Origin of the sequence: Vibrio sp. B1ASS3 (assembly GCF_905175355.1) — a bacterium.
Lineage (GTDB): Bacteria > Pseudomonadota > Gammaproteobacteria > Enterobacterales > Vibrionaceae > Vibrio > Vibrio owensii.
This window is the reverse complement of sequence record NZ_HG992742.1, coordinates 541,119-565,581: the sequence shown is the minus strand read 5'-3', so window position 1 is coordinate 565,581 and position 24,463 is coordinate 541,119. Positions and strand designations below refer to the sequence as shown.

The following is a 24,463-nucleotide window of genomic DNA, read 5'->3' as shown; positions in this document are numbered from 1 at the left end:
GCTAGCTCAAACCTCCAAGGCAGATGTACTTCGTCTCTAGATACTCATCCATACCTTGCTTAGCCCCTTCACGACCAATGCCTGATTCTTTGATCCCACCAAACGGTGCCACTTCCGTAGAGATAATTCCTTCATTTCCCCCCACCATGCCATATTCCAAACCTTCACTAAATTTGATGATGCGCTTCAAGCTGTCGGTGTAGAAGTAGCAAGCCAAACCATATTCGGTGTCGTTCGCCATCGAAAGCACTTGCTCATCATCCTCAAAACTAATGACTGGCAAAACCGGGCCAAACAGCTCTTGTTGCACGATCGCCATATTCTGTTCCACATTATCTAAGATAACAGGCTCCATAAAGCGCCCAGAGCGTTTTTGAGGCTGGTTAAGTATAGTTGCCCCTTCTTGTACAGCCTGATCGATCACCGCTTCTAGACGGTGCTTAGAAGCAATTGTAATCACAGGACCAAGAGTTGTATTTTCCTCAAGACCATTACCGACCGTCAGGTCTGCCGCTTTTTCCAGAAGCTTAGCTAAGAACGCCTCTTTTACGCTCTGATGCACATACAAGCGGTTGGTACACACACAGGTTTGTCCGGCATTACGAAACTTAGACGCAATTAAGCCATTCGCTGCTGCATCTAAATCTGCATCGTCAAAAACAATAAAAGGTGCGTTACCACCCAATTCCATAGAAGCGGCTTTAACCGTATCACTTGCCTGCTTCATCAAGATCTTGCCGACACGTGTCGAACCAGTGAAAAAGATCTTCTTAATACGCGGATCGGTACTTAATACCAAACCAAATTCTGCTGCTTGCTCAGAAACAACGGTAGACAATAGAGCTTTAGGGATGCCAGCCTGATGAGCAAGCTCCACCACAGCCAGAGCAGTTAAAGGCGTTAATTCAGAAGGTTTAATGATCATCCCACATCCTGCAGCCAGAGCAGGAGCCGCTTTTCGAGTGATCATTGCAATAGGGAAATTCCATGGTGTAATCGCAGTACACACACCAACAGGCTGTTTGATGGTAGAGAGGCGTCTATCTACCGCCGGTGCAGGAATTACCTCACCATAAGCACGTTTAGCCTCTTCTGCGAACCATTCAACAAAAGATGCGCCGTATGCGACTTCTCCACGGCTTTCAGTAAGAGGTTTACCTTGTTAGGTAATGATGTTCGCGATGTCTTCCGTATGCTCTACAAGCAATTGGAACCACTTTTTTAGGGAAGCGGAGCGTGCTTTAGCACTGAGTTTTGCCCACTCGACTTGAGCCGATTTACACGCTTCTATTTGCGCATCTAACTCATCCAAAGAGCTAGGCTTTAAGCGAATCAGTTCTTGCTCAGTCGCAGGGTTAATAACGGCAATCCCATCTTGAGAAGACAGGCTTTCGAATAAGACTCTTAGCGTTTCACTTTTTATCTGCTGCATCATTAGGTTGTACTCCCATAAGAACCTTTACTAGGTTAATCCTTCTGACAAATAAGAGTAAAGCAAACAAAGTTTTCTTCAGCGTAAATATGAGAAGTGATGACCCTGTAAGGTTAACCGGTGATACAGAGAAGAGAACACCAACAGAGATAGCCATTATTGCAGAAGGCAACCATTTAATGGGTCATAAGTTTGGTGTTATTGAATGTCCCCCATTCTTTGATAGACAAAGCATTAGAGGGCATCTCGAACGTAACCAAATGGCAGAGTAGATGTTCAATAAGCGTGGATAGACTAGAAGCTTTATCTGAATAAATGGTTGAGCTTGTAGGCTGCAGACAATGCCTTGTGAGACTTACTTTCCTATAAACGAAAATCATATTCCCTAAAACGCAAAAACCAGTCCGAAGACTGGGTTTCTAAATAAGTAGTGGAGTGGCTGGGCTTGCACGCAATTGGACTCGCACACGAGCGGGACTCATTGGTCGTAGACCAAAATAATATCGTCAATACGAAAAGACCCCAGCATTTCTGCTGGGGTCTGGAATAAGTGGCTAGTCGGCGGGGACGCCTAGTTCGGGGTTGCGGGCAACCGGGACTCGTTCCCTGAAAGGGAAATTATTATGCTCAAAAACGAAAAAGCCCTAGCATTTCTGCTAGGGCTTTATCTGAATAAGTGGCGGAGCGGACGGGACTCGAACCCGCGACCCCCGGCGTGACAGGCCGGTATTCTAACCAACTGAACTACCGCTCCGCACTGGTTAGACTCTGGAGTCTAAATAAGAACCTGGCGATGTCCTACTCTCACATGGGGAAGCCCCACACTACCATCGGCGCTACTTCGTTTCACTTCTGAGTTCGGAATGGAAGTCAGGTGGGTCCAAAGCGCTATGGTCGCCAAGCAAAATTCTTTACGTTTTGTTTTAAGCTTTAACTCAAAGCGTAAAACAAACAGTAAATGGTGCTGATACCCAGAATCGAACTGGGGACCTCATCCTTACCAAGGATGCGCTCTACCGACTGAGCCATATCAGCACATTATCTGTGTCCGTGAGGACTAAAAAAGCCCGCTTTTTCAAACGGGCTCTCTTAACTTTTGTCTTCACCTTCTTAAAGAGGCAAAAACTAAATTTAAAGCCTGGCGATGTCCTACTCTCACATGGGGAAGCCCCACACTACCATCGGCGCTAATTCGTTTCACTTCTGAGTTCGGAATGGAAATCAGGTGGGTCCAAATCGCTATGGTCGCCAAGCAAATTCTTTAATTCGGAAAGCTGTTTTAAGTTCTATTTACACATTCAATGTTCTTACATTGAGTCCATCAAAACCCCTTGGGTGTTGTATGGTTAAGCCTCACGGGCAATTAGTACAGGTTAGCTCAACGCCTCACAACGCTTACACACCCTGCCTATCAACGTTCTAGTCTCGAACAACCCTTTAGGATACTTAAAGTATCAGGGAAGACTCATCTCAGGGCTCGCTTCCCGCTTAGATGCTTTCAGCGGTTATCGATTCCGAACTTAGCTACCGGGCAATGCGTCTGGCGACACAACCCGAACACCAGAGGTTCGTCCACTCCGGTCCTCTCGTACTAGGAGCAGCCCCCTTCAATCTTCCAACGCCCACGGCAGATAGGGACCGAACTGTCTCACGACGTTCTAAACCCAGCTCGCGTACCACTTTAAATGGCGAACAGCCATACCCTTGGGACCGACTTCAGCCCCAGGATGTGATGAGCCGACATCGAGGTGCCAAACACCGCCGTCGATATGAACTCTTGGGCGGTATCAGCCTGTTATCCCCGGAGTACCTTTTATCCGTTGAGCGATGGCCCTTCCATTCAGAACCACCGGATCACTATGACCTGCTTTCGCACCTGCTCGAATTGTCATTCTCGCAGTCAAGCGGGCTTATGCCATTGCACTAACCTCACGATGTCCAACCGTGATTAGCCCACCTTCGTGCTCCTCCGTTACTCTTTGGGAGGAGACCGCCCCAGTCAAACTACCCACCAGGCACTGTCCGCAACCCCGATTAGGGGTCGACGTTAGAACATCAACACTACAAGGGTGGTATTTCAAGGACGGCTCCACAAATACTGGCGTACTTGCTTCAAAGCCTCCCACCTATCCTACACATGTAGGGTCAATGTTCAGTGCCAAGCTGTAGTAAAGGTTCACGGGGTCTTTCCGTCTAGCCGCGGGTACACTGCATCTTCACAGCGATTTCAATTTCACTGAGTCTCGGGTGGAGACAGCGTGGCCATCATTACGCCATTCGTGCAGGTCGGAACTTACCCGACAAGGAATTTCGCTACCTTAGGACCGTTATAGTTACGGCCGCCGTTTACCGGGGCTTCGATCAAGAGCTTCGACCGAAGTCTAACCCCATCAATTAACCTTCCGGCACCGGGCAGGCGTCACACCGTATACGTCATCTTACGATTTTGCACAGTGCTGTGTTTTTAATAAACAGTTGCAGCCACCTGGTATCTGCGACTCTCGTCAGCTCCATCCGCAAGGGACTTCACCATCAAGAGCGTACCTTCTCCCGAAGTTACGGTACCATTTTGCCTAGTTCCTTCACCCGAGTTCTCTCAAGCGCCTTGGTATTCTCTACCCGACCACCTGTGTCGGTTTGGGGTACGATTCCTTACAATCTGAAGCTTAGAGGCTTTTCCTGGAAGCATGGCATCAATGACTTCACTACCGTAGTAGCTCGACGTCGTGTCTCAGCCTTAAGAGAAACCGGATTTACCTAATTTCTCAGCCTACGCACTTGAACCTGGACAACCGTCGCCAGGCCCACCTAGCCTTCTCCGTCCCCCCATCGCAATTGTAAGAAGTACGGGAATATTAACCCGTTTCCCATCGACTACGCCTTTCGGCCTCGCCTTAGGGGTCGACTTACCCTGCCCCGATTAACGTTGGACAGGAACCCTTGGTCTTCCGGCGAGGAGGTTTTTCACCCCCTTTATCGTTACTCATGTCAGCATTCGCACTTCTGATACGTCCAGCATGCGTTACCACACACCTTCAACCGCTTACAGAACGCTCCCCTACCCAATGCACTAAAGTGCATTGCCGCAGCTTCGGTTTACTACTTAGCCCCGTTACATCTTCCGCGCAGGCCGACTCGACCAGTGAGCTATTACGCTTTCTTTAAATGATGGCTGCTTCTAAGCCAACATCCTGGCTGTCTGAGCCTTCCCACATCGTTTCCCACTTAGTAGTAATTTGGGACCTTAGCTGGCGGTCTGGGTTGTTTCCCTCTCCACGACGGACGTTAGCACCCGCCGTGTGTCTCCCGGATAGTACTTACTGGTATTCGGAGTTTGCAAAGGGTTGGTAAGTCGGGATGACCCCCTAGCCTTAACAGTGCTCTACCCCCAGTAGTATTCGTCCGAGGCGCTACCTAAATAGCTTTCGGGGAGAACCAGCTATCTCCAGGTTTGATTGGCCTTTCACCCCTAGCCACAAGTCATCCGCTAATTTTTCAACATTAGTCGGTTCGGTCCTCCAATTGATGTTACTCAATCTTCAACCTGCCCATGGCTAGATCACCTGGTTTCGGGTCTATATCCAGCGACTGAGTCGCGCAGTTAACACTCGCTTTCGCTACGGCTCCCCTAGATGGTTAACCTTGCCACTGAATATAAGTCGCTGACCCATTATACAAAAGGTACGCAGTCACACCACGAAGGTGCTCCTACTGCTTGTACGTACACGGTTTCAGGTTCTATTTCACTCCCCTCACAGGGGTTCTTTTCGCCTTTCCCTCACGGTACTGGTTCACTATCGGTCAGTCAGTAGTATTTAGCCTTGGAGGATGGTCCCCCCATATTCAGACAGGATATCACGTGTCCCGCCCTACTCGATTTCACTTTATATGCGTTGCCGGTTACGGGGCTATCACCCTGTATCGCACAACTTTCCAGAAGTTTCACCTGACGCATAAAAAGCTTAAGGGCTAGTCCAATTTCGCTCGCCGCTACTTTCGGAATCTCGGTTGATTTCTTTTCCTCGGGGTACTTAGATGTTTCAGTTCCCCCGGTTCGCCTCGCTGCGCTATGTATTCACGCAGCGATACTTACTTATGTAAGTGGGTTTCCCCATTCGGAAATCCCAGACTCAAATGGTTTTTACTACCTAATCTGGGCTTATCGCAAGTTAATACGTCCTTCATCGCCTCTGACTGCCAAGGCATCCACCGTGTACGCTTAGTCACTTAACCATACAACCCGAAGGAGTTTCGAGTTGATGTTCAAATCACCAAAGTTGTCTCTCATTATTTGAATGAGCGAGAGACATTTCGATTTTGCCGGACTCAATTTCGAATAATCACTTAAAAGTGATATTCCCAAGAACACTTGAATGTGTTTTTTGGTGTTTGTCATAAAGACAAACATTGAGAACTTTACAAACAATCTTAAAGATTGTTTTGTCAGCTTTCCAAATTGTTAAAGAGCTAGATTTTCTGATGAAACCATTTTTAAACACACTCGTAAGAATGCTTAAAGATGGTGGAGCTATGCGGGATCGAACCGCAGACCTCCTGCGTGCAAGGCAGGCGCTCTCCCAGCTGAGCTATAGCCCCATCAAGGTGTCGATACTGCATACCAATCTCAAAAGAAATTGGTGGGTCTGAGTGGACTCGAACCACCGACCTCTCGCTTATCAGGCGAACGCTCTAACCACCTGAGCTACAGACCCAGTATCGTCTCTTTTACTTATAAACCGTATCAATCTGTGTGGACACTCATCGTGAGTAATCATCGTTTAAGGAGGTGATCCAGCGCCAGGTTCCCCTAGCGCTACCTTGTTACGACTTCACCCCAGTCATGAACCACAAAGTGGTAAGCGTCCTCCCGAAGGTTAAACTACCTACTTCTTTTGCAGCCCACTCCCATGGTGTGACGGGCGGTGTGTACAAGGCCCGGGAACGTATTCACCGTGGCATTCTGATCCACGATTACTAGCGATTCCGACTTCATGGAGTCGAGTTGCAGACTCCAATCCGGACTACGACGCACTTTTTGGGATTCGCTCACTATCGCTAGCTTGCTGCCCTCTGTATGCGCCATTGTAGCACGTGTGTAGCCCTACTCGTAAGGGCCATGATGACTTGACGTCGTCCCCACCTTCCTCCGGTTTATCACCGGCAGTCTCCCTGGAGTTCCCGACATTACTCGCTGGCAAACAAGGATAAGGGTTGCGCTCGTTGCGGGACTTAACCCAACATTTCACAACACGAGCTGACGACAGCCATGCAGCACCTGTCTCAGAGTTCCCGAAGGCACCAATCCATCTCTGGAAAGTTCTCTGGATGTCAAGAGTAGGTAAGGTTCTTCGCGTTGCATCGAATTAAACCACATGCTCCACCGCTTGTGCGGGCCCCCGTCAATTCATTTGAGTTTTAATCTTGCGACCGTACTCCCCAGGCGGTCTACTTAACGCGTTAGCTCCGAAAGCCACGGCTCAAGGCCACAACCTCCAAGTAGACATCGTTTACGGCGTGGACTACCAGGGTATCTAATCCTGTTTGCTCCCCACGCTTTCGCATCTGAGTGTCAGTATCTGTCCAGGGGGCCGCCTTCGCCACCGGTATTCCTTCAGATCTCTACGCATTTCACCGCTACACCTGAAATTCTACCCCCCTCTACAGTACTCTAGTCTGCCAGTTTCAAATGCTATTCCGAGGTTGAGCCCCGGGCTTTCACATCTGACTTAACAAACCACCTGCATGCGCTTTACGCCCAGTAATTCCGATTAACGCTCGCACCCTCCGTATTACCGCGGCTGCTGGCACGGAGTTAGCCGGTGCTTCTTCTGTCGCTAACGTCAAATAATGCAGCTATTAACTACACTACCTTCCTCACGACTGAAAGTGCTTTACAACCCGAAGGCCTTCTTCACACACGCGGCATGGCTGCATCAGGCTTGCGCCCATTGTGCAATATTCCCCACTGCTGCCTCCCGTAGGAGTCTGGACCGTGTCTCAGTTCCAGTGTGGCTGATCATCCTCTCAGACCAGCTAGGGATCGTCGCCTTGGTGAGCCATTACCTCACCAACTAGCTAATCCCACCTAGGCATATCCTGACGCGAGAGGCCCGAAGGTCCCCCTCTTTGGCCCGTAGGCATTATGCGGTATTAGCCATCGTTTCCAATGGTTATCCCCCACATCAGGGCAATTTCCTAGGCATTACTCACCCGTCCGCCGCTCGACGCCGTTATCGTCCCCCGAAGGTTCAGATAACTCGTTTCCGCTCGACTTGCATGTGTTAGGCCTGCCGCCAGCGTTCAATCTGAGCCATGATCAAACTCTTCAATTTAAGATTTTGTCGGCTCAATGAATACTGAACATTACATAAGTAATGTTTGAATTGACTGTGCTGAGTCTTTCGACTCAATGGTCACTTCGTTTCATTGAAACCTAATTTGAAACCGAAGTTTCTAATTGGATTATCATCAACGAGTGCCCACACAGATTGATAGGTCTATATTGTTAAAGAGCTTGCTTATCAAGAAGTTTTTCTCTCAAAGCGGAGGTGCATTCTAACGAGATAATTGAGAGTGTCAAACACTTTTTTCAACTAATTTTCGCAGAAGCTTTTCACCTCTTCGACTCCGCTGAAACCTTGTGGCGTCTGCCGTGTCGACGGATGCGCATTATAGGGAGAAGATTTTCTTTGGCAAGACTAAAAATGCATTTTTTCTAAAAAAACATGCCAAACGAACACTTTCCATCCAACCTTAAAATTACCCAGAAATAACACTCAGGATCTCTACAATTTACCCACAAAAGACTGTGGATAACTACTCATCGCTATCGAAGAAATAGGAAATGCGTGAGCGCGGATTAAGATACTCTTTGATTTTTTCCGGCAATTTAGACGGATGAATCGCATTAACTATCTTTATATCTTTAGATGCGAGGTCAATGATTGGCGCTTGCGTTCTTGGAACAGCAGGATCATAGACCAGCACATTCGGGAACAATAGGTGAGATGCATTCACTGAGATAACCAAGCCCACCATATTGTTAGAAAGCTGAACTACCGTCCCTGGAGGGAATACGCCCATAAACTTAATTAAGATATTAAGGTTCTCTTCTTTATATAGATGCTTACAGTTCTTATATAAGTGGGAAAGTGCTGTATATGGAATTTTCTGTTCAGAAACGATTGGGGTATGACACAGATTGTCAAAAGCATTAGCAACAATAATCACCTGTGCGAGCTCATCAATCTCATCCCCCTTCAAACCCTCTGGGTAGCCAGAGCCGTCGCGCAGTTCATGATGTTGAGCGATCACGGTTTTTGCGCTTTCAGGAAAATCTTCAATCTGGTTAGCCATATCTAGGCCGTACTTGGTGTGCAGCTTTAGATAGTTGCTTTCGGGCTCACTCAGTGGCGTTTGCTTCCTTAATATAGCGGTTGGGATTTTTATCTTGCCCATGTCATGAAACAAAGCAGCAAACGAAAGTGCTTTTAGTTGCTCGGCAGAATAACCTTTCGCTCGTCCAATCATCATCGCAATAACGGCAACGTTAAGAGAGTGGAAGTAGATATCTTCGAACTCATTCTTACCGTTCATTAAGTGCAAAGTCACATTGTCATCACACATTAACTTCTCAACGATATCGTCGATCAGTTGCTTTGCTTCCCCTACCGCATCTGCGGGACGGTTACGAATTTTCGTCATCACCGAACGCATTCGAGCGAGTGATCGTTCAAATTCTTTTTCACATTGAATAACGCGACGACGATAAGCGCTCAGCTTTTCAATTCGTTTTTGCTTCTCTTGCCATAATTTTTGAGCCTCAAGATCTAAGGCATCGTCTTTCTTTACTTCGGTTTGAGGCTGATTAGCAGGAAGGGGAGATACATCGCTTTGTTCCGGATTAAAGTACACAAACTTCACGCCAAGGTGACGAATCATCTCCACTTGTTCTTGGTCTTTAATCTTGAAGCTATTGAGTAGGAATGGGTGATCGTTCCACTTTAGCGGAAGACGGATATGTAACCCGGGCTGAATACGATCCACTGTAAGTTTAATTGCTGCCACTGTTCCACTGTTGATAAGACTTTATTGATAAGCCTCGAATACTAGTAGATTTTGTAAATAAATTCATCAATAAGGGAGATGAATGAAGCTTCTCTGTGCATGTCATCAACAAACTCGCACAGAGAGTAATAAAGAAGGGTTATAAAAGAGTTCGATCCGCTTTGCGTAGTTTTAACTCTGCTTCAAATACTGGCTTGGTGTGTGATTGCTGATCTTTGATTAACCCCATTAACGTTTGAACTGCCACTCTAGCCATCTCGCTGATTGGGAAATGTACTGCAGACACCGTTGGATATAAGCTTTCACACAAATCCACGCTATCAAAACTCACCAATGAGATTTGTTCTGGCACTGGGATACGTTTTTCATGCAAGAACTGCATCGCTCCGACCGTCATCTCCTCACTACATGAAAACACAGCCGTCACTTCAGGATGGCGGAGATAAATAGCGGCCATTGCATCATAACCGCTTTGACGTCCGTAATTTCCTTCTTCACACCAGCTTTCGTCTATATTAATGCCAGCCGTTTTCATTGCATCCACGTAGCCGAGTTTTCGCAATAAACTGTTATGACGCAGAGAAGGGCCGCTAATACAAGCGATATGTTTATGACCACCAGCAATTAAATGTTCAACGGCAATTCGACTGGCGTGATGATGGTTGAAGGTGACGCAACGCTCCTCTATGCCTTCGACATAACGATCGAGTAATACAAACGGCGTTGGCAACTTGGCGAGTTCTCGTAAATCATCATCAGATAGGTAGCGGCTATGAAGCACGTAACCATCACACCGCAGATCATTAAAACGCTGAATGGCTTCCTTTTCCCCTTCCGCCGAATGGTGCCCTTGCGCTGTAATTAGGAACTTCTTATGCATGTCCAATTCGGTCTGCACTTGCTCCATCATCTCACCAAAGAATCCACCGGTATAGTACGTCACCAACAAACCAACCATGTTGCTAGATGAAGTTGCAAGCGAACGGGCAATAGCACTAGGGCGGTAGTTAAGTTCAGCCATCGCAGCTTCAACTTTTTTCTTTGTTTCTTCTCTGAACTTTCCCTCTCCATTAATAATGCGAGAAACGGTAGAGCGGTTTACTCCCGCAAGTTCAGCGACATCTTTAATCCTTGCCATCGTGCTTATTCAATCCAACTGCTTTTTGTTAATGGAGACAATACCAGAAAGTGATTGCCAGCAAATCGTAAGGTGTGTAGGGGGCGATGCTGGCAGCCTTAATCATACACTGGCAAATTTACGAGTAGAAATGAGAGTCGAATAATCCGTGATGCTCATACCGTGCTCGGCCAGCTCTTGCTTTAATATTGGAGAGGTCAGCACCTGAAGTTCTAACTCTCGCTGCAGAGCGTAGCCGCTAATAGACAATAAGTGTTGATCGACATCAGCAGGGTGACACATCACTTCAACCACATCATATTGAGACTTGAGACTTTTTAGATGCGCCATAACACCATCTAAACTCACTCCCTGATCATAGAACTCATCGGTAAAATGATACGTGGTATCACAGTCGATATGACACAAACCGCTACCACGCAACGGCACTCGATACTGCTCAGCCACTCTTTGAATCACTGGCAATAATTGAGGATGAGTATGAGCATGATGATGACTATCTATATGACTAAGCGGTAATCCCAATGAAAGAAAATGCTCAACTTGAGCAACCGCTTCTTGGTAAACCGCCTCTTCTTGGAAATCACGCTTCTTCCATAACTCATTAAAACGAACAAACTGCTCCCCACCACTGGTAAGATTTGGATGCCCAGTTAGAGGGCTCCCTGCAGTAAAACGAAGGTGGACGCCAATTTTTAAGTTCGGATTCTGATTCGCTAACTCAACAGCGTGTTGCTCTGCGTTCATACCCATCATCATGGTTGTCGATAGAACAACACCTTGTTGATGGGCTTTGATAATGCCGTTGTTTACACCTTGAGTTAAACCAAAATCATCTGCGTTAAAAATCACTTTCATTCGCGATGTTCCTCGAGTTACAAAGTCGTCAGTTTAAACTGCGGCAGATATGGCGCATTCACTTCCAATATTTCATCTAAGATGGATTTCGCACGACCAATATCTGGAACCAACGGGTTGTTAGTTAATGCCATTAAGGCTTTGTCATAACTCCCCTCAACCGCCGCTTCTATTGCGAGTTGCTCATAGGCTTTTACTTGATGAAGCAATCCACTGATATTGGTAGATAAATTGCCAACAGCCAGAGGTTTTGCCCCCCAACTTCCGATAACGGCACTGCATTCAATAACGGCATCATCAGCTAAGCCATTGATTGCACCATTATTTAGCACATTAACAACGTGAATACTGTTACGATTGTTGTAAATCGAATCCACAAGATTTAAAGAAGCATCAGAGTAATAAGCGCCACCTCTCTCTTCTAACTCCTTGGGTTTGTGGTCTAAATTTGGATCTTGGTAAAGTTTGAAGAGTGCACTTTCGGTTTCCATCACCTGCTCAGCACGTGTCCCCTGCTCCCCTACACTTTGCTTTTCTTCAGCTAGCATTGCGTCGGTTTGATAGAAGTAACGATGATAAGGACACGGTATTGCGCCTAACGCTTTTAGAAATGCAGGATCCCATGGTTCTTCCCAAATGTTCTTCATACTGAAATTGGCACCGTCACCGACTTTCTCTAGCACCGTTTGAGTAATGTCTTCGCCTTTCAACCAAGCTTTTAGCACCCAGACAAGATGGTTCAAGCCTGCAAACTCGAGTTGAAGCTCCTTCGGTTCACACTCCATCATTTCAGCTATCATCATCTCCATCGAGACAGGGACATTGCACAAACCAATACTTTTAACCTTAGAGTACTTGCTCACCGCTTCAGAGACTAAACCTGCTGGATTGGTAAAATTCAGCATCCAAGCATTTGGCGCAAGCTCCTCAATGTCTTTACAAATATCCAGAATCACGGGAATAGTTCGTAATGCTTTTGCAAATCCACCAGGGCCTGTTGTTTCTTGGCCGATGACATCGTACTTAATTGGGATACGCTCATCGTTAGCTCGTGCAGCTAAACCACCGACTCGGAATTGAGTCATAACAAAATCAGCACCTTTGATCGCCTCACGTCGGTCAAATCCAGCTTTGATTTCAATATCTGCACCAGCTTTATCCACCATACGCTGAGCTAAGCCCTTGATGATCTCTAGCTTCTCAGCGCCTGCTTCAATATCCACAAAGTGCATCTGTTTGACTGGCAAAAACTCCAAGCGTTTGAGCACCCCTTCTACCAGTTCCGGTGTATAGCTGCTGCCGCCACCAATAATGGCAAGCTTGATTGCATCTCTTGGCATAATGGTTTCCTTATTTCTCAGCGAGTTGCTTATTCAGCGCGACGATTTCAACGGCCATTTCTTGCGCCAATATTGTGGTCATCAAATGGTCTTGAGCATGTACCATCACTAACGTCATTGGTACTTTGCCTTCTCCTTGGTCTTCTTCGATCAACTGAGTTTGAATCAAGTGTGCTTTGTTAATGCACTCTCTAGCTTGAGAAAGCTTTTCCTCTGCAGCAACAAAGTCTTTCTCTCTCGATAGACGTAACGCTTCGTAACTTAGACTTCTAGCCTCACCAGCATTGCAGATGATTTCCATCACAACTAATTCTTGTTCCATGTCTTCTCTCCGAAAAGAAGGGCTGCCAAGTCACAGCCCAATTGATATTTAAGCCGTCACGCCTTCACCCGAAGGCTGCTCTGCTTCTTTGGATTCTTTATTGGTCGGTAGCTCTTGCTCAAGTACCTGTTTCTCAAACATCTTGAAGAACGGCAGGTAAATAAAGAGGTCAAGAATAAGCAGGCCAATCACCAACAAAACAGGTGAGAATGTCCAACCACTTCCCCATGACGCACCAATAATCGCAGGCGTTGTCCAAGGTGTGGTCGCGACACCCATACCAACAAAACCAAGATGCACAGCAAAATATGCGATGGTTGCATTCAAGATTGGAGCAAATACGAATGGAATAAATAGAATTGGGTTCATCACTACAGGGCTACCAAAAATGACTGGTTCATTGATTTGGAAGAATCCCGGAACAGCACTCATGCGACCAATACTTTTAAGGTGCGCTGAACGGCTGAAAGACATCAGCAAGACTAGCGCCAGCGTTGCACCCGAACCACCAATGAAGATATAGAAATCCCAGAAAGGTTGAGTGAATACGTTTGGAATAGGTTGACCAGCAACAAACGCATCAATATTCGCACTGATGTTAGTTAGGAAGATTGGGGATAACAGACCAACAACGATTGCCGCCCCGTGGATACCTGCAAACCACAACAACTGACACACAAGCAGCGCACCAATAATCGCTGGTAAAGTATTAGAAGCGCTGATCAATGGTTTGAACATTGCCATCACGGCATCAGGGATCAACATGTCGTATTGAGTTTGAACAAAAATACTCAACGGATAGAGCGTAATAAAAATTGCCAAAACTGGCAGTAAAACTTCAAAAGAACGAGCGATAGCTGGCGGAACCTGCTCTGGCATACGAATAGTAATGTTATGTTTCTTCATAAATCGGTACAGTTCAACTGAGAAGAAAGCACACATAACCGCTGTAAAGATCCCTGTTCCTCCCATGTGATTCATCGCTAAAGCGCCATCTTTGGCTGGAGCAGCAACCAATAAAAAGCTCATGAGTGACAAAACCGCACTGGTAATGCCGTCCATCTTGTACGCCTTCGCCAAGCTGTAGGCGACCCCAAGCGAGACAAATATGGTCATGATCCCCATCGACATATTAAAGGGCATCATTATGGTATCGAAATGCGTTGTCGCGAAATCCAACCATATTTGCCCTAAAGTAAACGTGGTACCTTCAGCAAATGGGGGAAACGCAAAAATTAAGATAAAACTGCCGACAATAATAAACGGCATTGCCACAATAAATCCGTCTCTCATTGCTCTAACATGAGGTTGATTACCCACTTTAGCCGCAATTGGGGCTATATGCTTTTCGACGATTCCGATAATCGCATCATAAAGCTTCATAGATTCCATCCTTATTTCAGACAAAAGAATTCCGTACCGAATATTTATATTCAGTTAAAAACTCTTACTTTTATTTAAATTATTGAATTAGTTAATAAGTTCTAATGCTTGTTGTAATACTTCTTCCCCTTTCATCATTCCGTAAGCTTGAGGGGAAATCGCTTCAATATTTTTGCCGTGTTCATTTGCTGTTTTACGAAGCTCTTCTAGTTGGAATCGCACTTGTGGCCCCAACAAGCAGACGTCATATTCTTTAATCGCTTCATCAAACGCATTCACTGATAGCGCATCTATCTTGCAGTCAATGCCTTGTTTTTCAGCTGCTTGCTCCATTTTTTTAACCAACATACTGGTCGACATCCCAGCACTACAGCACAAAAGAATTTTTTTCATAGCCTTACTCCCATTGTGTAAATTTCAATCTACAAAAACTGTAGCAAAAATAACCAACGCAAAAAAGCGCAACCGGTTGCATTGTTCGTGAACTAAATCTCATTTTAGAAAATACAGCCTATTTTTTATTAATTATTTAGGTCTAGGATAAAAGCCAACAAAATAACAAAATGCATTAATTTATATTTATAACTATCAATATATTACTACTGACAACGTCATAATTAATTTCTAAAAAGGAATAGAAAATGAAATTAAATAAACTGGCTATGGTTACACTTTTAGGTACTGCGCTATCTCAATTTTCATTTGCCCAAACTGCACCAAAAGGCACGATATATTTGACCTTTGATGATGGTCCTATTAACGCTTCTATTGATGTGATTAATGTGCTTAATGAACAAGGCGTTAAAGGTACTTTCTACTTTAATGCTTGGCACTTAGATGGCATTGGCGATGAGAATGAGGATCGTGCTTTAGAAGCACTTAAACTTGCTCTAGACACTGGGCATATCGTTGCTAACCATAGTTACGCCCACATGATCCATAACTGTGTAGAGGAATTTGGCCCAAACAGCGGCGCGGAGTGTAATGCAACCGGCGATCATCAAATCAACTCTTACCAAGATCCTGTTTATGATGCGGGTACGTTTGCTGAGAACTTAGCTGTATTGGAAAGATACTTGCCGAATATCAACAGTTATCCAAACTATCGTGGCGAAGAATTTGCACGATTGCCTTACACCAATGGTTGGCGTGTAACAAAGAACTTCAAAGCGGATGGCTTGTGCGCAACTTCTGACGATCTAAAGCCTTGGGAACCAGGCTATGTGTGTGATACACATAATCCATCAAACAGTGTAAAAGCTTCCATTGAAGTACAAAATATTCTTGCGAATAAAGGCTATCAAACTCATGGGTGGGATCTCGACTGGGCCCCGGAGAACTGGGGCATTGCAATGCCAGCCAACAGTTTGACGGAAGCAGAACCTTTCTTAGGCTATGTCGACGCCGCTCTTAACAGTTGTGCACCAACAACGATCAATCCTATCAACTCCAAAGCTCAGGAATTCCCTTGTGGTACCCCGCTACACGCAGACAAAGTTATCGTGTTAACGCATGAGTTCTTATTCGAAGATGGCAAACGCGGCATGGGAGCAACCAAAAACTTACCTAAGCTGGCTAAGTTTATCCAAATCGCAAAGGAAGCAGGATACGTTTTCGATACCATGGATAACTACACGCCTGTTTGGCAGGTCGGCAACGCATACGCTGCTGGTGATTACGTAACGCATTCTGGCACTGTTTACAAATCAGTGACAGCGCACATCGCGCAGCAAGACTGGGCACCATCTTCTACTTCTAGCCTTTGGACCAATGCAGATCCTGCAACAAACTGGACACTTAACGTTTCTTATGAAGCAGGTGATGTCGTGACTTACCAAGGCCTACGCTATCTAGTCAACGTACCGCATGTATCACAAGCAGACTGGACTCCGCATACACAGAACACCTTGTTCACAGCTCTATAGGCTGTTCCTACTATCACCATGTAGTAGTTTGCGCGAGGCATACCCCTCGCGCTTTTTTTGTTTTGAGGATTCAGAAACTTCGAGGCACCGCCTTGAGCTACCGTATCGGCGTTCCGACCTGACTGGGCAGGCACTCCTGACGCCACCGCGAAGGTTACGCTAACCTTCTCCCGCCATTTCCAAACACCCAAAACGACGAAAGACCGCTATAAAAGCGACCTTTCTATGTATGGTACCAGCGGGTGACTTGATTGGACAGGCACTCCTGCCGCCACGCTGGATTTGAATTCACAAACCCTAGAGACAACAAAGCCCCGATTTTCGTCGAGGCTCTGTCTTAGAATATGGTACTGGTGGGCGGAGCTGATTGGACAGGCACTCCTGCCGCCACGCTGGATTTGAATTCACAAAACCTAGATACAACAAAGCCCCGACTTTCGTCGAGGCTCTGTCTTGGAATATGGTACCGGTGGGCGGACTTGAACCGCCACGCCCGAAGGCAACGGATTTTGAATCCGTCGTGTATACCAATTTCACCACACCGGCATCTCTGGGCTATTGCCCTTTGATGGTTGGCATTATACGTAAGCTTTTGACCTGCGCAAGCAGAAAAACCTTAAATAACTATCGTTTGCTGATAATTTCGCCACAAAGTGTGACAAAGGAGATCTCATCACAGTCCAGTCTGCCATATAACCTGATAACAAGACCTCCCCTTCAACCCTATAAGCGATTAACAGTAATCTCCGAAACGTAACCATTACCTATATTAGATAGCGCGCCATGAATCATCGTCGCTGCATCTCCTGCGCTCATAAAGCTACTGGTGTCTAATGACTTACCGCTCGTCTCCCAAAATTCCGTCGCCATCCCCCCGGGATACACAGCGATAATTTTCATTGGTTTGTCTTTTAATTCCATACGAACGGATTCAATCAAACCTTTGACAGCCCACTTCACCGCACAATAGGTCGATTCTTGTGCCTTAGGTTGCAGCGCTGCTGTCGACATCACCATCACAACATTTACTGGCTGATCTTGATAACGCTTGACCAACTCTCGAAGGATGTTAATCGCCGAAGTGAGGTTATTTTCAATCAGCTTTTGAATCTCTTGTGGGTCTTGCTCAGCTAATAAACCAAAATACCCACTTCCCGCACAGTGAATCAGCGTAGAAGGCGCTTTAGGCAGCTCATCAAACAAATTCTCGACTTGGGATGTATCCACCAAATCACAGCTGCGCGTTTGCGCTTTATTGGAGAGATGCTGAGCAAGAGTCACCAACTTCTCTTCACTGCGTCCGGTTAACAGTGTTTCTTCGCCTTGAGCATCATACAACTTGGCTAACTGCGCACCTAAGCCACTACTCGCGCCAGTAATTACGATCATCTTGTACCTCTATCACATCATTCGTAATTTCGTTAACTCAGCAAGGTAACGTATGTTTGATGATTTCACAGGCTGGGTAGCGCGAAGTTTGAACTGGATAGCTTTGTTAAGTGGAAGGATGGATATAAAGTGCTGAGAGATCCCCTCATAATTTCCCCAAAACGTAACCATGTGTGAATAGATTTTGAGTAAGCAGGGTTGCAGCCACGAGTGAGTCTTCCCTTGTTATTGTGTAGCCAGAATGCCGCAAAACTTCCATGCCTAAGCGAACTGTTGAGAGTACGTTTCGATTTCTGACTGTGTTAGCCTGGAAGTGCTTGTCCCAACCTTGTTTCTGAGCATGAACGCCCGCAAGCCAACATGTTAGTTGAAGCATCAGGGCGATTAGCAGCATGATATCAAAACGCTCTGAGCTGCTCGTTCGGCTATGGCGTAGGCCTAGTCCGTAGGCAGGACTTTTCAAGTCTCGGAAGGTTTCTTCAATCTGCATTCGCTTCGAATAGATATTAACAAGTTGTTTGGGTGTTCGAATTTCAACAGGTAAGTTAGTTGCTAGAATCCATGGCTCCTTTGCCGACGCTGAGTAGATTTTAGGTGACGGGTGGTGACAATGAGTCCGTGTCGAGCGCTGATTTTTTCGGCCTTTAGAGCGAGATTTATACAATAGAATTTGGCATGAGATTGGATTGCTTTTAGTCAGCCTCTTATAGCCTAAAGTCTTTGAGTGACTAGATGACATATCATGTAAGTTGCTGATAGGTTTCCAGTTTTCCGCTCCTAGGTCTGCATATTGTACTTTTCCTCTTACTCGACTTAACCAGTACCAACCCAGCTTCTCAACGGATTTATACCATGGCACTTTAAAGCCAGCATCACTGACAATGAGCGGTGTGGTGTTACTCGGTAGAATGCTCGCAAGGTCGGCTAGAAATTGGTCATGAGCTTTCTTTGAACATTGCTCTGAAAGCGGGAACGCTTTCTCATAAAGAGTAACAGAACGACCGTGTAGTGCGACTGAAGCTCGCAATACCATAAGCCGTTTTTGCTCACGGATATCAGACCAGTCAACAAGTACAATGGGCATCGTATTGCCCGAACAGATAAAGCTAGCATGCCAACGGTATACAGCGAGTCGCTCTTTGTGGAGGTGACGATTACCTAACAATCGGTCGATTCGTTTGATGTTATGTTTTGTTCTCGCTTTGGTTGGCAGGTTACGGCCAAGTTCGGTAAGAGTGAGAGTTTTACAGTCAAGTAAGGCGTGGCAAGCCAACGTTAAGCTGTTGAGTCGTTTTAAGTGTAATTCGGGGCAGAATTGGTAAAGAGAGTCGTGTAAAATATCGAGTTCGCACATTTTGTTGTCTGATTATTGATTTTTGGCGAAACCATTTGATCATATGACAAGATGTGTATCTACCTTAACTTAATGATTTTGATAAAAATCATTAGGGGATTCATCAGTATAAAGTGTCTTCTGCTACGGTGATTTCTTCGTAATTAGAGACTCTGTGCGTTAGCTCTCTTTTCACCAACAAGCGGAATCTATATCCTGACGCACAATTTTAAAGGTAAGTGATGGAACTATGACGACTTCTACAACTCTTCCACCAGCAGGCTTCTTTCGTCGATTAGCGGCGTTGTTCTACGACACGCTGATTATCTTGGCGATTGAAATGATGGCTGCAGGTGTTGTAATGGCAATCGTCTTTGCGCTGAATGCAGCAGGATTGCTGAGCTACGGGGAATACGCGGATGCAGCTGACATGCTAGGAAAACATCCTGTACTAAGCCCACTATTTACATTCTACCTGGCGGCAGTCTGGGTATATTTCTTTGTCTTTTTCTGGACACGAGCAGGACAAACCTTAGGGATGCGAGCTTGGAAAATGCAAATTCGTAACAGTAAGGATGGTGCACCAATTACGGTTACTCAGGCGTTAATTCGTTTAGGTACGTCGGGCTTTGGCTTAGCTAACTTGACTGTGCCAATCGATCCGCAAAAACGTGGCTTCCACGACATCTGGGCAAAAACTGAAGTCGTTGTCTTGCCAAAAGCAAAATAGCGAAACCGCGCAAGCAGAATAGAAAAAGGAAGGCACAGTACCTTCCTTTTTTTATGTTTATCTATTTTGAAAACCTACAGTTTTCTTCTTAGCAAGGATACCGCAATAGCTAGGAACACCAAGCTAGGGGCCAATGCACCAAACACTGGCGGAATGCCGTATACCAAGGTAAGAGGCCCAAAGAACTCGCTGGATATGTAGAAGGTAAAACCGGCAACTACCCCTGAGAGCACCCTTGCGCCCATGGTTACACTACGCAATGGGCCGAAAACAAACGACAACGCCATCAGCATCATTACTGCGATAGAGAGTGGTTGAGATAGCTTGCGCCAAAATGCCAGTTCATAGCGTGAAGCATCTTGTTCCGAGGCCTTCAAATAGGTCACATAGTCATACAGGCCACTTAAAGAAAGTTCTTCTGGTTTCACCGTTACCACCGCAAGCTTATCTGGCGCTAATGAGGTGTGCCATTCCATCTGCTCTAAATCGCGCTTGGTAATGACATTTTCATTTTCCATATCGGTGATTTGCACATAACGCATCAACCAATTGTTATCTTGTTGGTAGTCGACTTCTTCTGCGAAGATAACTTTGTCTAAGTTCTTATCTTCATCAAAACGCCACATGTTCAAACCGTAGAGTTTATCGTCTTCTACTTTACCGATAAAAATGAAGTCATTGGCATCACGAGCCCATACCCCAGCCCGAACGGAGACAATACTACCGCCAGACAAAGCAAACGCACGTAAATCACGCGCCATCTTTTGAGCTTCTGGCGCGCCCCATTGACCGAGCGTCATAACGATAAGCATCAATGGTACAGCCGTTTTAAGCACAGATAAGCCGATGTCCAATTTAGAGAAACCCGCCGCTTGCATCACCACAAGCTCAGAGCTTGAAGCCAGCATGCCCAAGCCAATCAAGGCACCCAGTAGCGCTGCCATCGGGAAGAACATTTCGATGTCGCGAGGAATACTCAACAGTACAAAGTAAAGTGCATGCATTAAGTCATAAGCACCACGGCCGACTTTACGCAGCTGCTCTACGTATTTGATGATGCCCGACAAGCCAACGAAGGTCGCCAGAACCAAGGCAGTGGTAGAGATGATCGTTCTACCGATGTAAAGGTCTAAGAGTTTAAACACAGCTTACGCGAGCCTCTTCTTGCGGAATTTGTCTTTCATTCGTCGAACAGGAACGCTGTCCATCATGTTTGCCAAAATAGCCACTATCAACAACATTGCATTGATTGGCCACATACCTATAGCTGCAGGAATCGCACCATCCTCTAACGCCGATTTCGTTGCACTGATTGCAAGGAAGTACGCAAGGTAAATCAAGATGGCCGGTCCCATTTTAGCGAAACGCCCCTGACGTGGGTTAACTGCGGATAAAGGAATAACCAGCATCGTTAATAGTGGAATACATACGAACAATGAGATACGCCATTGCAGCTCTGCTTGCGCTTCAGGATCTGGATGGCCAATCAAGTCCGCCGTTGGGTATGCCTCCCAGTCGCGACCTTTTTGCTTCACCTCACGTTGGCCAATCACACCTTCGTACTGATCAAACTTAGTCACCATGTACTCAACACGAGTCGGCACACCTTCATAACGCGTCCCTTCATGCATGGTGATGATCTGACGGCCATCCGACAATTCTTTCACTTCACCCGAAGAAGAGAACATCACGCTAGGCAAAATAGAATCACGTGGGCGCATCTGTGCTACAAACACGTTACTTAACGTGCTGTCTTTAATGTCATCAATGAAAACAACCGAAGAACCATCTGGCGTGCCTTGGAACTGACCTTTCTTAAGTAGATCAACGCTGTTTTCGGCAGCGACTTGTTCATAAAGCTGTTCTACGCGGTCTTGCGACCAAGGTGATAGCCATAATGCGTTAAACGCCGCAACACCAGAAGTAATGATCGCCAAGTACAACGCCGCTTGTACTAGGAATTTATTCCCAATACCTGTTGCGTTCATCACCACGATTTCACTTTCTGCATATAAACGACCAAACGTGATCAATATGCCGATGTACAAACTCAATGGCAGCATTAATAGCCCCATTGCTGGCATGTTTAAACCAACAATTGAGAAAATTAATCCAGCAGGAATATCCCCGTCCGAAGCGTCAGCAAGAACACTGATAAACTTCTGACTCAAAAACACCAAAAAAAGCACGAAGAAAATCGCAAATTGGCTCTTGAGTGTTTCGCGGATCAAATATCTAACAATAATCACGCTGAAATTACCTATACAAAACTTGTTTTTTTGGTCGAATCACTATAGTTTCCCGTTGAACCATTTATTTTTTTAAAAATTATAAACTAGATGTTAGCGCTTAAATCAGCTCTGTTGGTAAGACCTGAGCTTAAATTCAACAAGTAAGCGATCATTATCTAACATTTAGAGCAATTTGTCTTCAGGATGTAGGAGTACGCATGGAGTTCAGTGTTAAAAGTGGCAGTCCAGAGAAACAACGTAGCGCATGTATCGTTGTTGGTGTGTTTGAACCACGTCGCCTTTCTCCAGTAGCCGAGCAACTTGATAAAATCAGTGACGGTTACATCAGTTCACTACTTCGCCGTGGTGATCTAGAGGGTAAACCTGGTCAGATGCTGCTACTGCATCAAGTACCAGGTGTTTTGTCAGAGCGCGTTCTACTTGTAGGTTGTGGTAAAGAACGTGAGCTAGGCGAGCGCCAGTACAAGGAAATCATTCAAAAGACGATCAGCACACTTAACGAAACAGGTTCTATGGAAGCAGTATGTTTCCTAACTGAACTTCACGTTAAGGGTCGTGACACTTACTGGAAAGTTCGCCAGGCAGTAGAAGCGACTAAAGATGGTCTTTACACATTCGATCAGTTCAAGAGCGTTAAGCCAGAAACTCGTCGTCCACTGCGTAAGCTAGTATTCAACGTACCAACGCGTCGTGAACTAAACCTAGGTGAGAAAGCAATCACTCACGGTCTAGCTATCGCATCTGGTGTGAAAGCATCAAAAGATCTTGGCAACATGCCACCAAACATCGCAAACCCAGCGTACCTTGCTTCTCAAGCACGTCGCCTTGCTGACGATTACGAAACAGTAACCACCAAGATCATTGGTGAGCAAGAGATGGAAAAACTGGGCATGACATCTTACCTAGCAGTAGGTCGTGGTTCGAAGAACGAATCAATGATGTCGATTATCGAATACAAAGGTAACCCAGAATCAGAAGCAAAACCTATCGTACTTGTCGGTAAAGGTCTGACGTTCGATTCAGGCGGTATCTCTCTAAAACCTGGTGAAGGTATGGATGAGATGAAGTACGACATGTGTGGTGCTGCGTCTGTATTCGGTACAATGAAAGCGCTAGCGAAGCTAAACCTACCAATCAACGTTATTGGTGTTCTAGCAGGCTGTGAAAACATGCCAGGCAGCAACGCTTACCGTCCAGGTGACATCCTAACAACCATGTCTGGTCAAACTGTAGAAGTTCTGAACACGGATGCGGAAGGTCGTCTTGTTCTTTGTGACGCACTGACTTACGTAGAGCGTTTCGAACCAGACTGCGTAGTAGATGTTGCAACGCTAACTGGTGCTTGTGTTATTGCACTAGGCCACCATATCAGCGGCGTAATCTCTAACCACAACCCACTTTCTCATGAGCTAGTCAACGCTTCTGAGCAAGCGAGTGACCGTGCATGGCGTCTACCAATGGCAGACGAGTACCACGAGCAGTTGAAGAGCCCATTTGCTGATATGGCAAACATCGGTGGTCGTCCTGCTGGTACTATCACTGCGGGTTGTTTCCTGTCTAAGTTTGCTAAAAAGTACAACTGGGCACACGTCGATATCGCAGGTACTGCGTGGAAATCAGGCGCAGCGAAAGGCTCAACGGGCCGTCCTGTCTCAATGCTTGTCCAATTCCTTTTGAACCGCAGCGGCCAAGAGACAGAAGAGTAATTTCTGAACAACATCTAAAAGGGCCGCAAGGCCCTTTTTTATTACCTCGATTTTCTTGATTGAAAATCGGATTTAATATGGTTTCAGGAAGAGACCAACGGCAAGTGAGAGAATGATGCAAACTGCAACCTTCTACATCATTAACGAAGAGAGCCCGCAAGCAACGGTGGCTGGCTTTGAAGAATACATCGTGTTTTTGGCTCAGCACTTTGCTCGCCAAGGCGCAAAAGTATATCTGAACTGCCAAGACAAACCGCACGCCGAGCAGCTCGCTGAAGCCTTTTGGCAAATTGATGCAGACAAGTTCATGGCACATAATCTTGTAGGTGAAGGACCGAAATACGCCACCAATATTGAAATCGGCCATGAAGGTGTAAAACCTAACTGGAACCGTCAACTGGTAATTAATTTGGCGGAAAATGAGACAACCTTTGCGAACAAGTTTGCTCAAGTGGTAGACTTCGTGCCTTGCGAAGAAAAAGCTAAACAGCTCGCAAGAGAAAGGTATAAAATTTACCGTCAGGCAGGTTATCAACTGCAAACGATCGAAATTCAATATCCTTAACGGTCAATCCTTATAGTTAAGCT

The 24,463-nt window shown here is 45.9% G+C and carries 16 protein-coding genes, 5 tRNA genes, 4 rRNA genes and 1 pseudogene; 5 read left to right on the top strand and 21 right to left on the bottom strand.

The features are described from left to right. Position 1: 1 nt before the first annotated feature. Positions 2-1,435 (bottom strand): annotated as a pseudogene (locus KJB05_RS02655) (NAD-dependent succinate-semialdehyde dehydrogenase). Positions 1,436-1,521: 86 nt separating this feature from the next. Between KJB05_RS02655 and KJB05_RS02650 the strand changes: the two are divergent. Next, on the top strand, positions 1,522-1,704 hold the full coding sequence (locus tag KJB05_RS02650; protein ID WP_208445663.1) for a hypothetical protein: 183 nt from the start codon (positions 1,522-1,524) through the stop codon (positions 1,702-1,704). A gap of 405 nt (positions 1,705-2,109) precedes the next feature. On the opposite strand, the gene KJB05_RS02645 is transcribed toward KJB05_RS02650, so the two are convergent. The 15 genes from KJB05_RS02645 to KJB05_RS02575 form a co-directional block, all read right to left on the bottom strand. After that, positions 2,110-2,186 (bottom strand) — tRNA-Asp (locus KJB05_RS02645). 31 nt (positions 2,187-2,217) lie between these two features. Continuing rightward, positions 2,218-2,334: ribosomal RNA gene (gene rrf, locus KJB05_RS02640) — 5S ribosomal RNA — on the bottom strand. 57 nt (positions 2,335-2,391) lie between these two features. Then, positions 2,392-2,467, bottom strand: a tRNA-Thr gene (locus KJB05_RS02635). Positions 2,468-2,568: 101 nt separating this feature from the next. Further along, positions 2,569-2,685: ribosomal RNA gene (gene rrf, locus KJB05_RS02630) — 5S ribosomal RNA — on the bottom strand. An 89-nt stretch (positions 2,686-2,774) separates the two neighbouring features. After that, positions 2,775-5,665 (bottom strand): 23S ribosomal RNA (locus KJB05_RS02625). A gap of 287 nt (positions 5,666-5,952) precedes the next feature. Further along, positions 5,953-6,028 (bottom strand) — tRNA-Ala (locus KJB05_RS02620). A 39-nt stretch (positions 6,029-6,067) separates the two neighbouring features. After that, positions 6,068-6,144, bottom strand: a tRNA-Ile gene (locus tag KJB05_RS02615). A 67-nt stretch (positions 6,145-6,211) separates the two neighbouring features. After that, positions 6,212-7,764: ribosomal RNA gene (locus tag KJB05_RS02610) — 16S ribosomal RNA — on the bottom strand. The 16S, 23S and 5S rRNA genes sit together here with 4 tRNA genes alongside, the layout of an rRNA operon. 484 nt (positions 7,765-8,248) lie before the next feature. Beyond that, positions 8,249-9,499, bottom strand: a complete 1,251-nt coding sequence (locus tag KJB05_RS02605; protein ID WP_208446379.1) for an HD-GYP domain-containing protein — start codon at positions 9,497-9,499, stop codon at positions 8,249-8,251. Positions 9,500-9,638: 139 nt separating this feature from the next. Continuing rightward, entirely contained in the window at positions 9,639-10,637 is a 999-nt protein-coding gene (locus KJB05_RS02600) for a LacI family DNA-binding transcriptional regulator (protein WP_208446380.1), read from the bottom strand. 102 nt (positions 10,638-10,739) lie between these two features. Beyond that, on the bottom strand, positions 10,740-11,495 hold the full coding sequence (gene chbG / locus KJB05_RS02595) for a chitin disaccharide deacetylase (RefSeq protein WP_208446381.1): 756 nt from the start codon (positions 11,493-11,495) through the stop codon (positions 10,740-10,742). 17 nt (positions 11,496-11,512) lie between these two features. Then, positions 11,513-12,835 (bottom strand): 6-phospho-beta-glucosidase, encoded by a 1,323-nt coding sequence (locus tag KJB05_RS02590; RefSeq protein ID WP_208446382.1) that lies wholly within the window; start codon positions 12,833-12,835, stop codon positions 11,513-11,515. A gap of 10 nt (positions 12,836-12,845) precedes the next feature. Continuing rightward, complete coding sequence (locus KJB05_RS02585) at positions 12,846-13,157, bottom strand: PTS lactose/cellobiose transporter subunit IIA (protein ID WP_005441971.1); 312 nt, start codon at positions 13,155-13,157, stop codon at positions 12,846-12,848. Between the two features lie 48 nt (positions 13,158-13,205). After that, complete coding sequence (locus tag KJB05_RS02580; protein WP_009707622.1) at positions 13,206-14,540, bottom strand: PTS sugar transporter subunit IIC; 1,335 nt, start codon at positions 14,538-14,540, stop codon at positions 13,206-13,208. A gap of 87 nt (positions 14,541-14,627) precedes the next feature. After that, complete coding sequence (locus KJB05_RS02575; protein WP_020197390.1) at positions 14,628-14,933, bottom strand: PTS sugar transporter subunit IIB; 306 nt, start codon at positions 14,931-14,933, stop codon at positions 14,628-14,630. 248 nt (positions 14,934-15,181) lie between these two features. Between KJB05_RS02575 and cod the strand changes: the two genes are divergently transcribed. Beyond that, positions 15,182-16,465, top strand: coding sequence for a carbohydrate-binding protein (cod, locus tag KJB05_RS02570; RefSeq protein ID WP_208446383.1), 1,284 nt, complete (start codon positions 15,182-15,184; stop codon positions 16,463-16,465). Positions 16,466-16,926: 461 nt separating this feature from the next. Here cod and KJB05_RS02565 read toward each other — a convergent pair. From KJB05_RS02565 to KJB05_RS02555, 3 genes are all read right to left on the bottom strand, one after another. Then, a tRNA-Leu gene (locus KJB05_RS02565) sits at positions 16,927-17,011 on the bottom strand. Between the two features lie 177 nt (positions 17,012-17,188). Continuing rightward, positions 17,189-17,854, bottom strand: a complete 666-nt coding sequence (locus KJB05_RS02560; protein WP_208446384.1) for an SDR family NAD(P)-dependent oxidoreductase — start codon at positions 17,852-17,854, stop codon at positions 17,189-17,191. 145 nt (positions 17,855-17,999) lie between these two features. Next, positions 18,000-19,208, bottom strand: coding sequence for an IS4-like element ISVsa5 family transposase (locus KJB05_RS02555; RefSeq protein ID WP_001352368.1), 1,209 nt, complete (start codon positions 19,206-19,208; stop codon positions 18,000-18,002). 229 nt (positions 19,209-19,437) lie between these two features. On the opposite strand from KJB05_RS02555, the gene KJB05_RS02550 reads away from it, so the two are divergent. Next, on the top strand, positions 19,438-19,917 hold the full coding sequence (locus KJB05_RS02550) for an RDD family protein (protein WP_005441982.1): 480 nt from the start codon (positions 19,438-19,440) through the stop codon (positions 19,915-19,917). Between the two features lie 74 nt (positions 19,918-19,991). Here the strand turns inward: KJB05_RS02550 and lptG are convergent, their stop codons facing one another. After that, positions 19,992-21,062 carry an LPS export ABC transporter permease LptG gene (lptG, locus tag KJB05_RS02545; protein ID WP_005441983.1) on the bottom strand — a complete coding sequence of 357 codons (1,071 nt, stop codon included), beginning with the start codon at positions 21,060-21,062 and terminating at the stop codon, positions 19,992-19,994. A gap of 3 nt (positions 21,063-21,065) precedes the next feature. Further along, the gene (gene lptF / locus KJB05_RS02540) at positions 21,066-22,166 is read right to left on the bottom strand and encodes an LPS export ABC transporter permease LptF (protein ID WP_009707625.1); all 1,101 of its coding nucleotides are present in this window, start codon (positions 22,164-22,166) and stop codon (positions 21,066-21,068) included. A 200-nt stretch (positions 22,167-22,366) separates the two neighbouring features. On the opposite strand from lptF, the gene pepA reads away from it, so the two are divergent. Continuing rightward, the gene (gene pepA / locus KJB05_RS02535; RefSeq protein WP_005432840.1) at positions 22,367-23,875 is read left to right on the top strand and encodes a leucyl aminopeptidase; all 1,509 of its coding nucleotides are present in this window, start codon (positions 22,367-22,369) and stop codon (positions 23,873-23,875) included. A gap of 115 nt (positions 23,876-23,990) precedes the next feature. After that, on the top strand, positions 23,991-24,440 hold the full coding sequence (locus KJB05_RS02530; protein WP_005432852.1) for a DNA polymerase III subunit chi: 450 nt from the start codon (positions 23,991-23,993) through the stop codon (positions 24,438-24,440). Positions 24,441-24,463 lie beyond the last annotated feature (23 nt).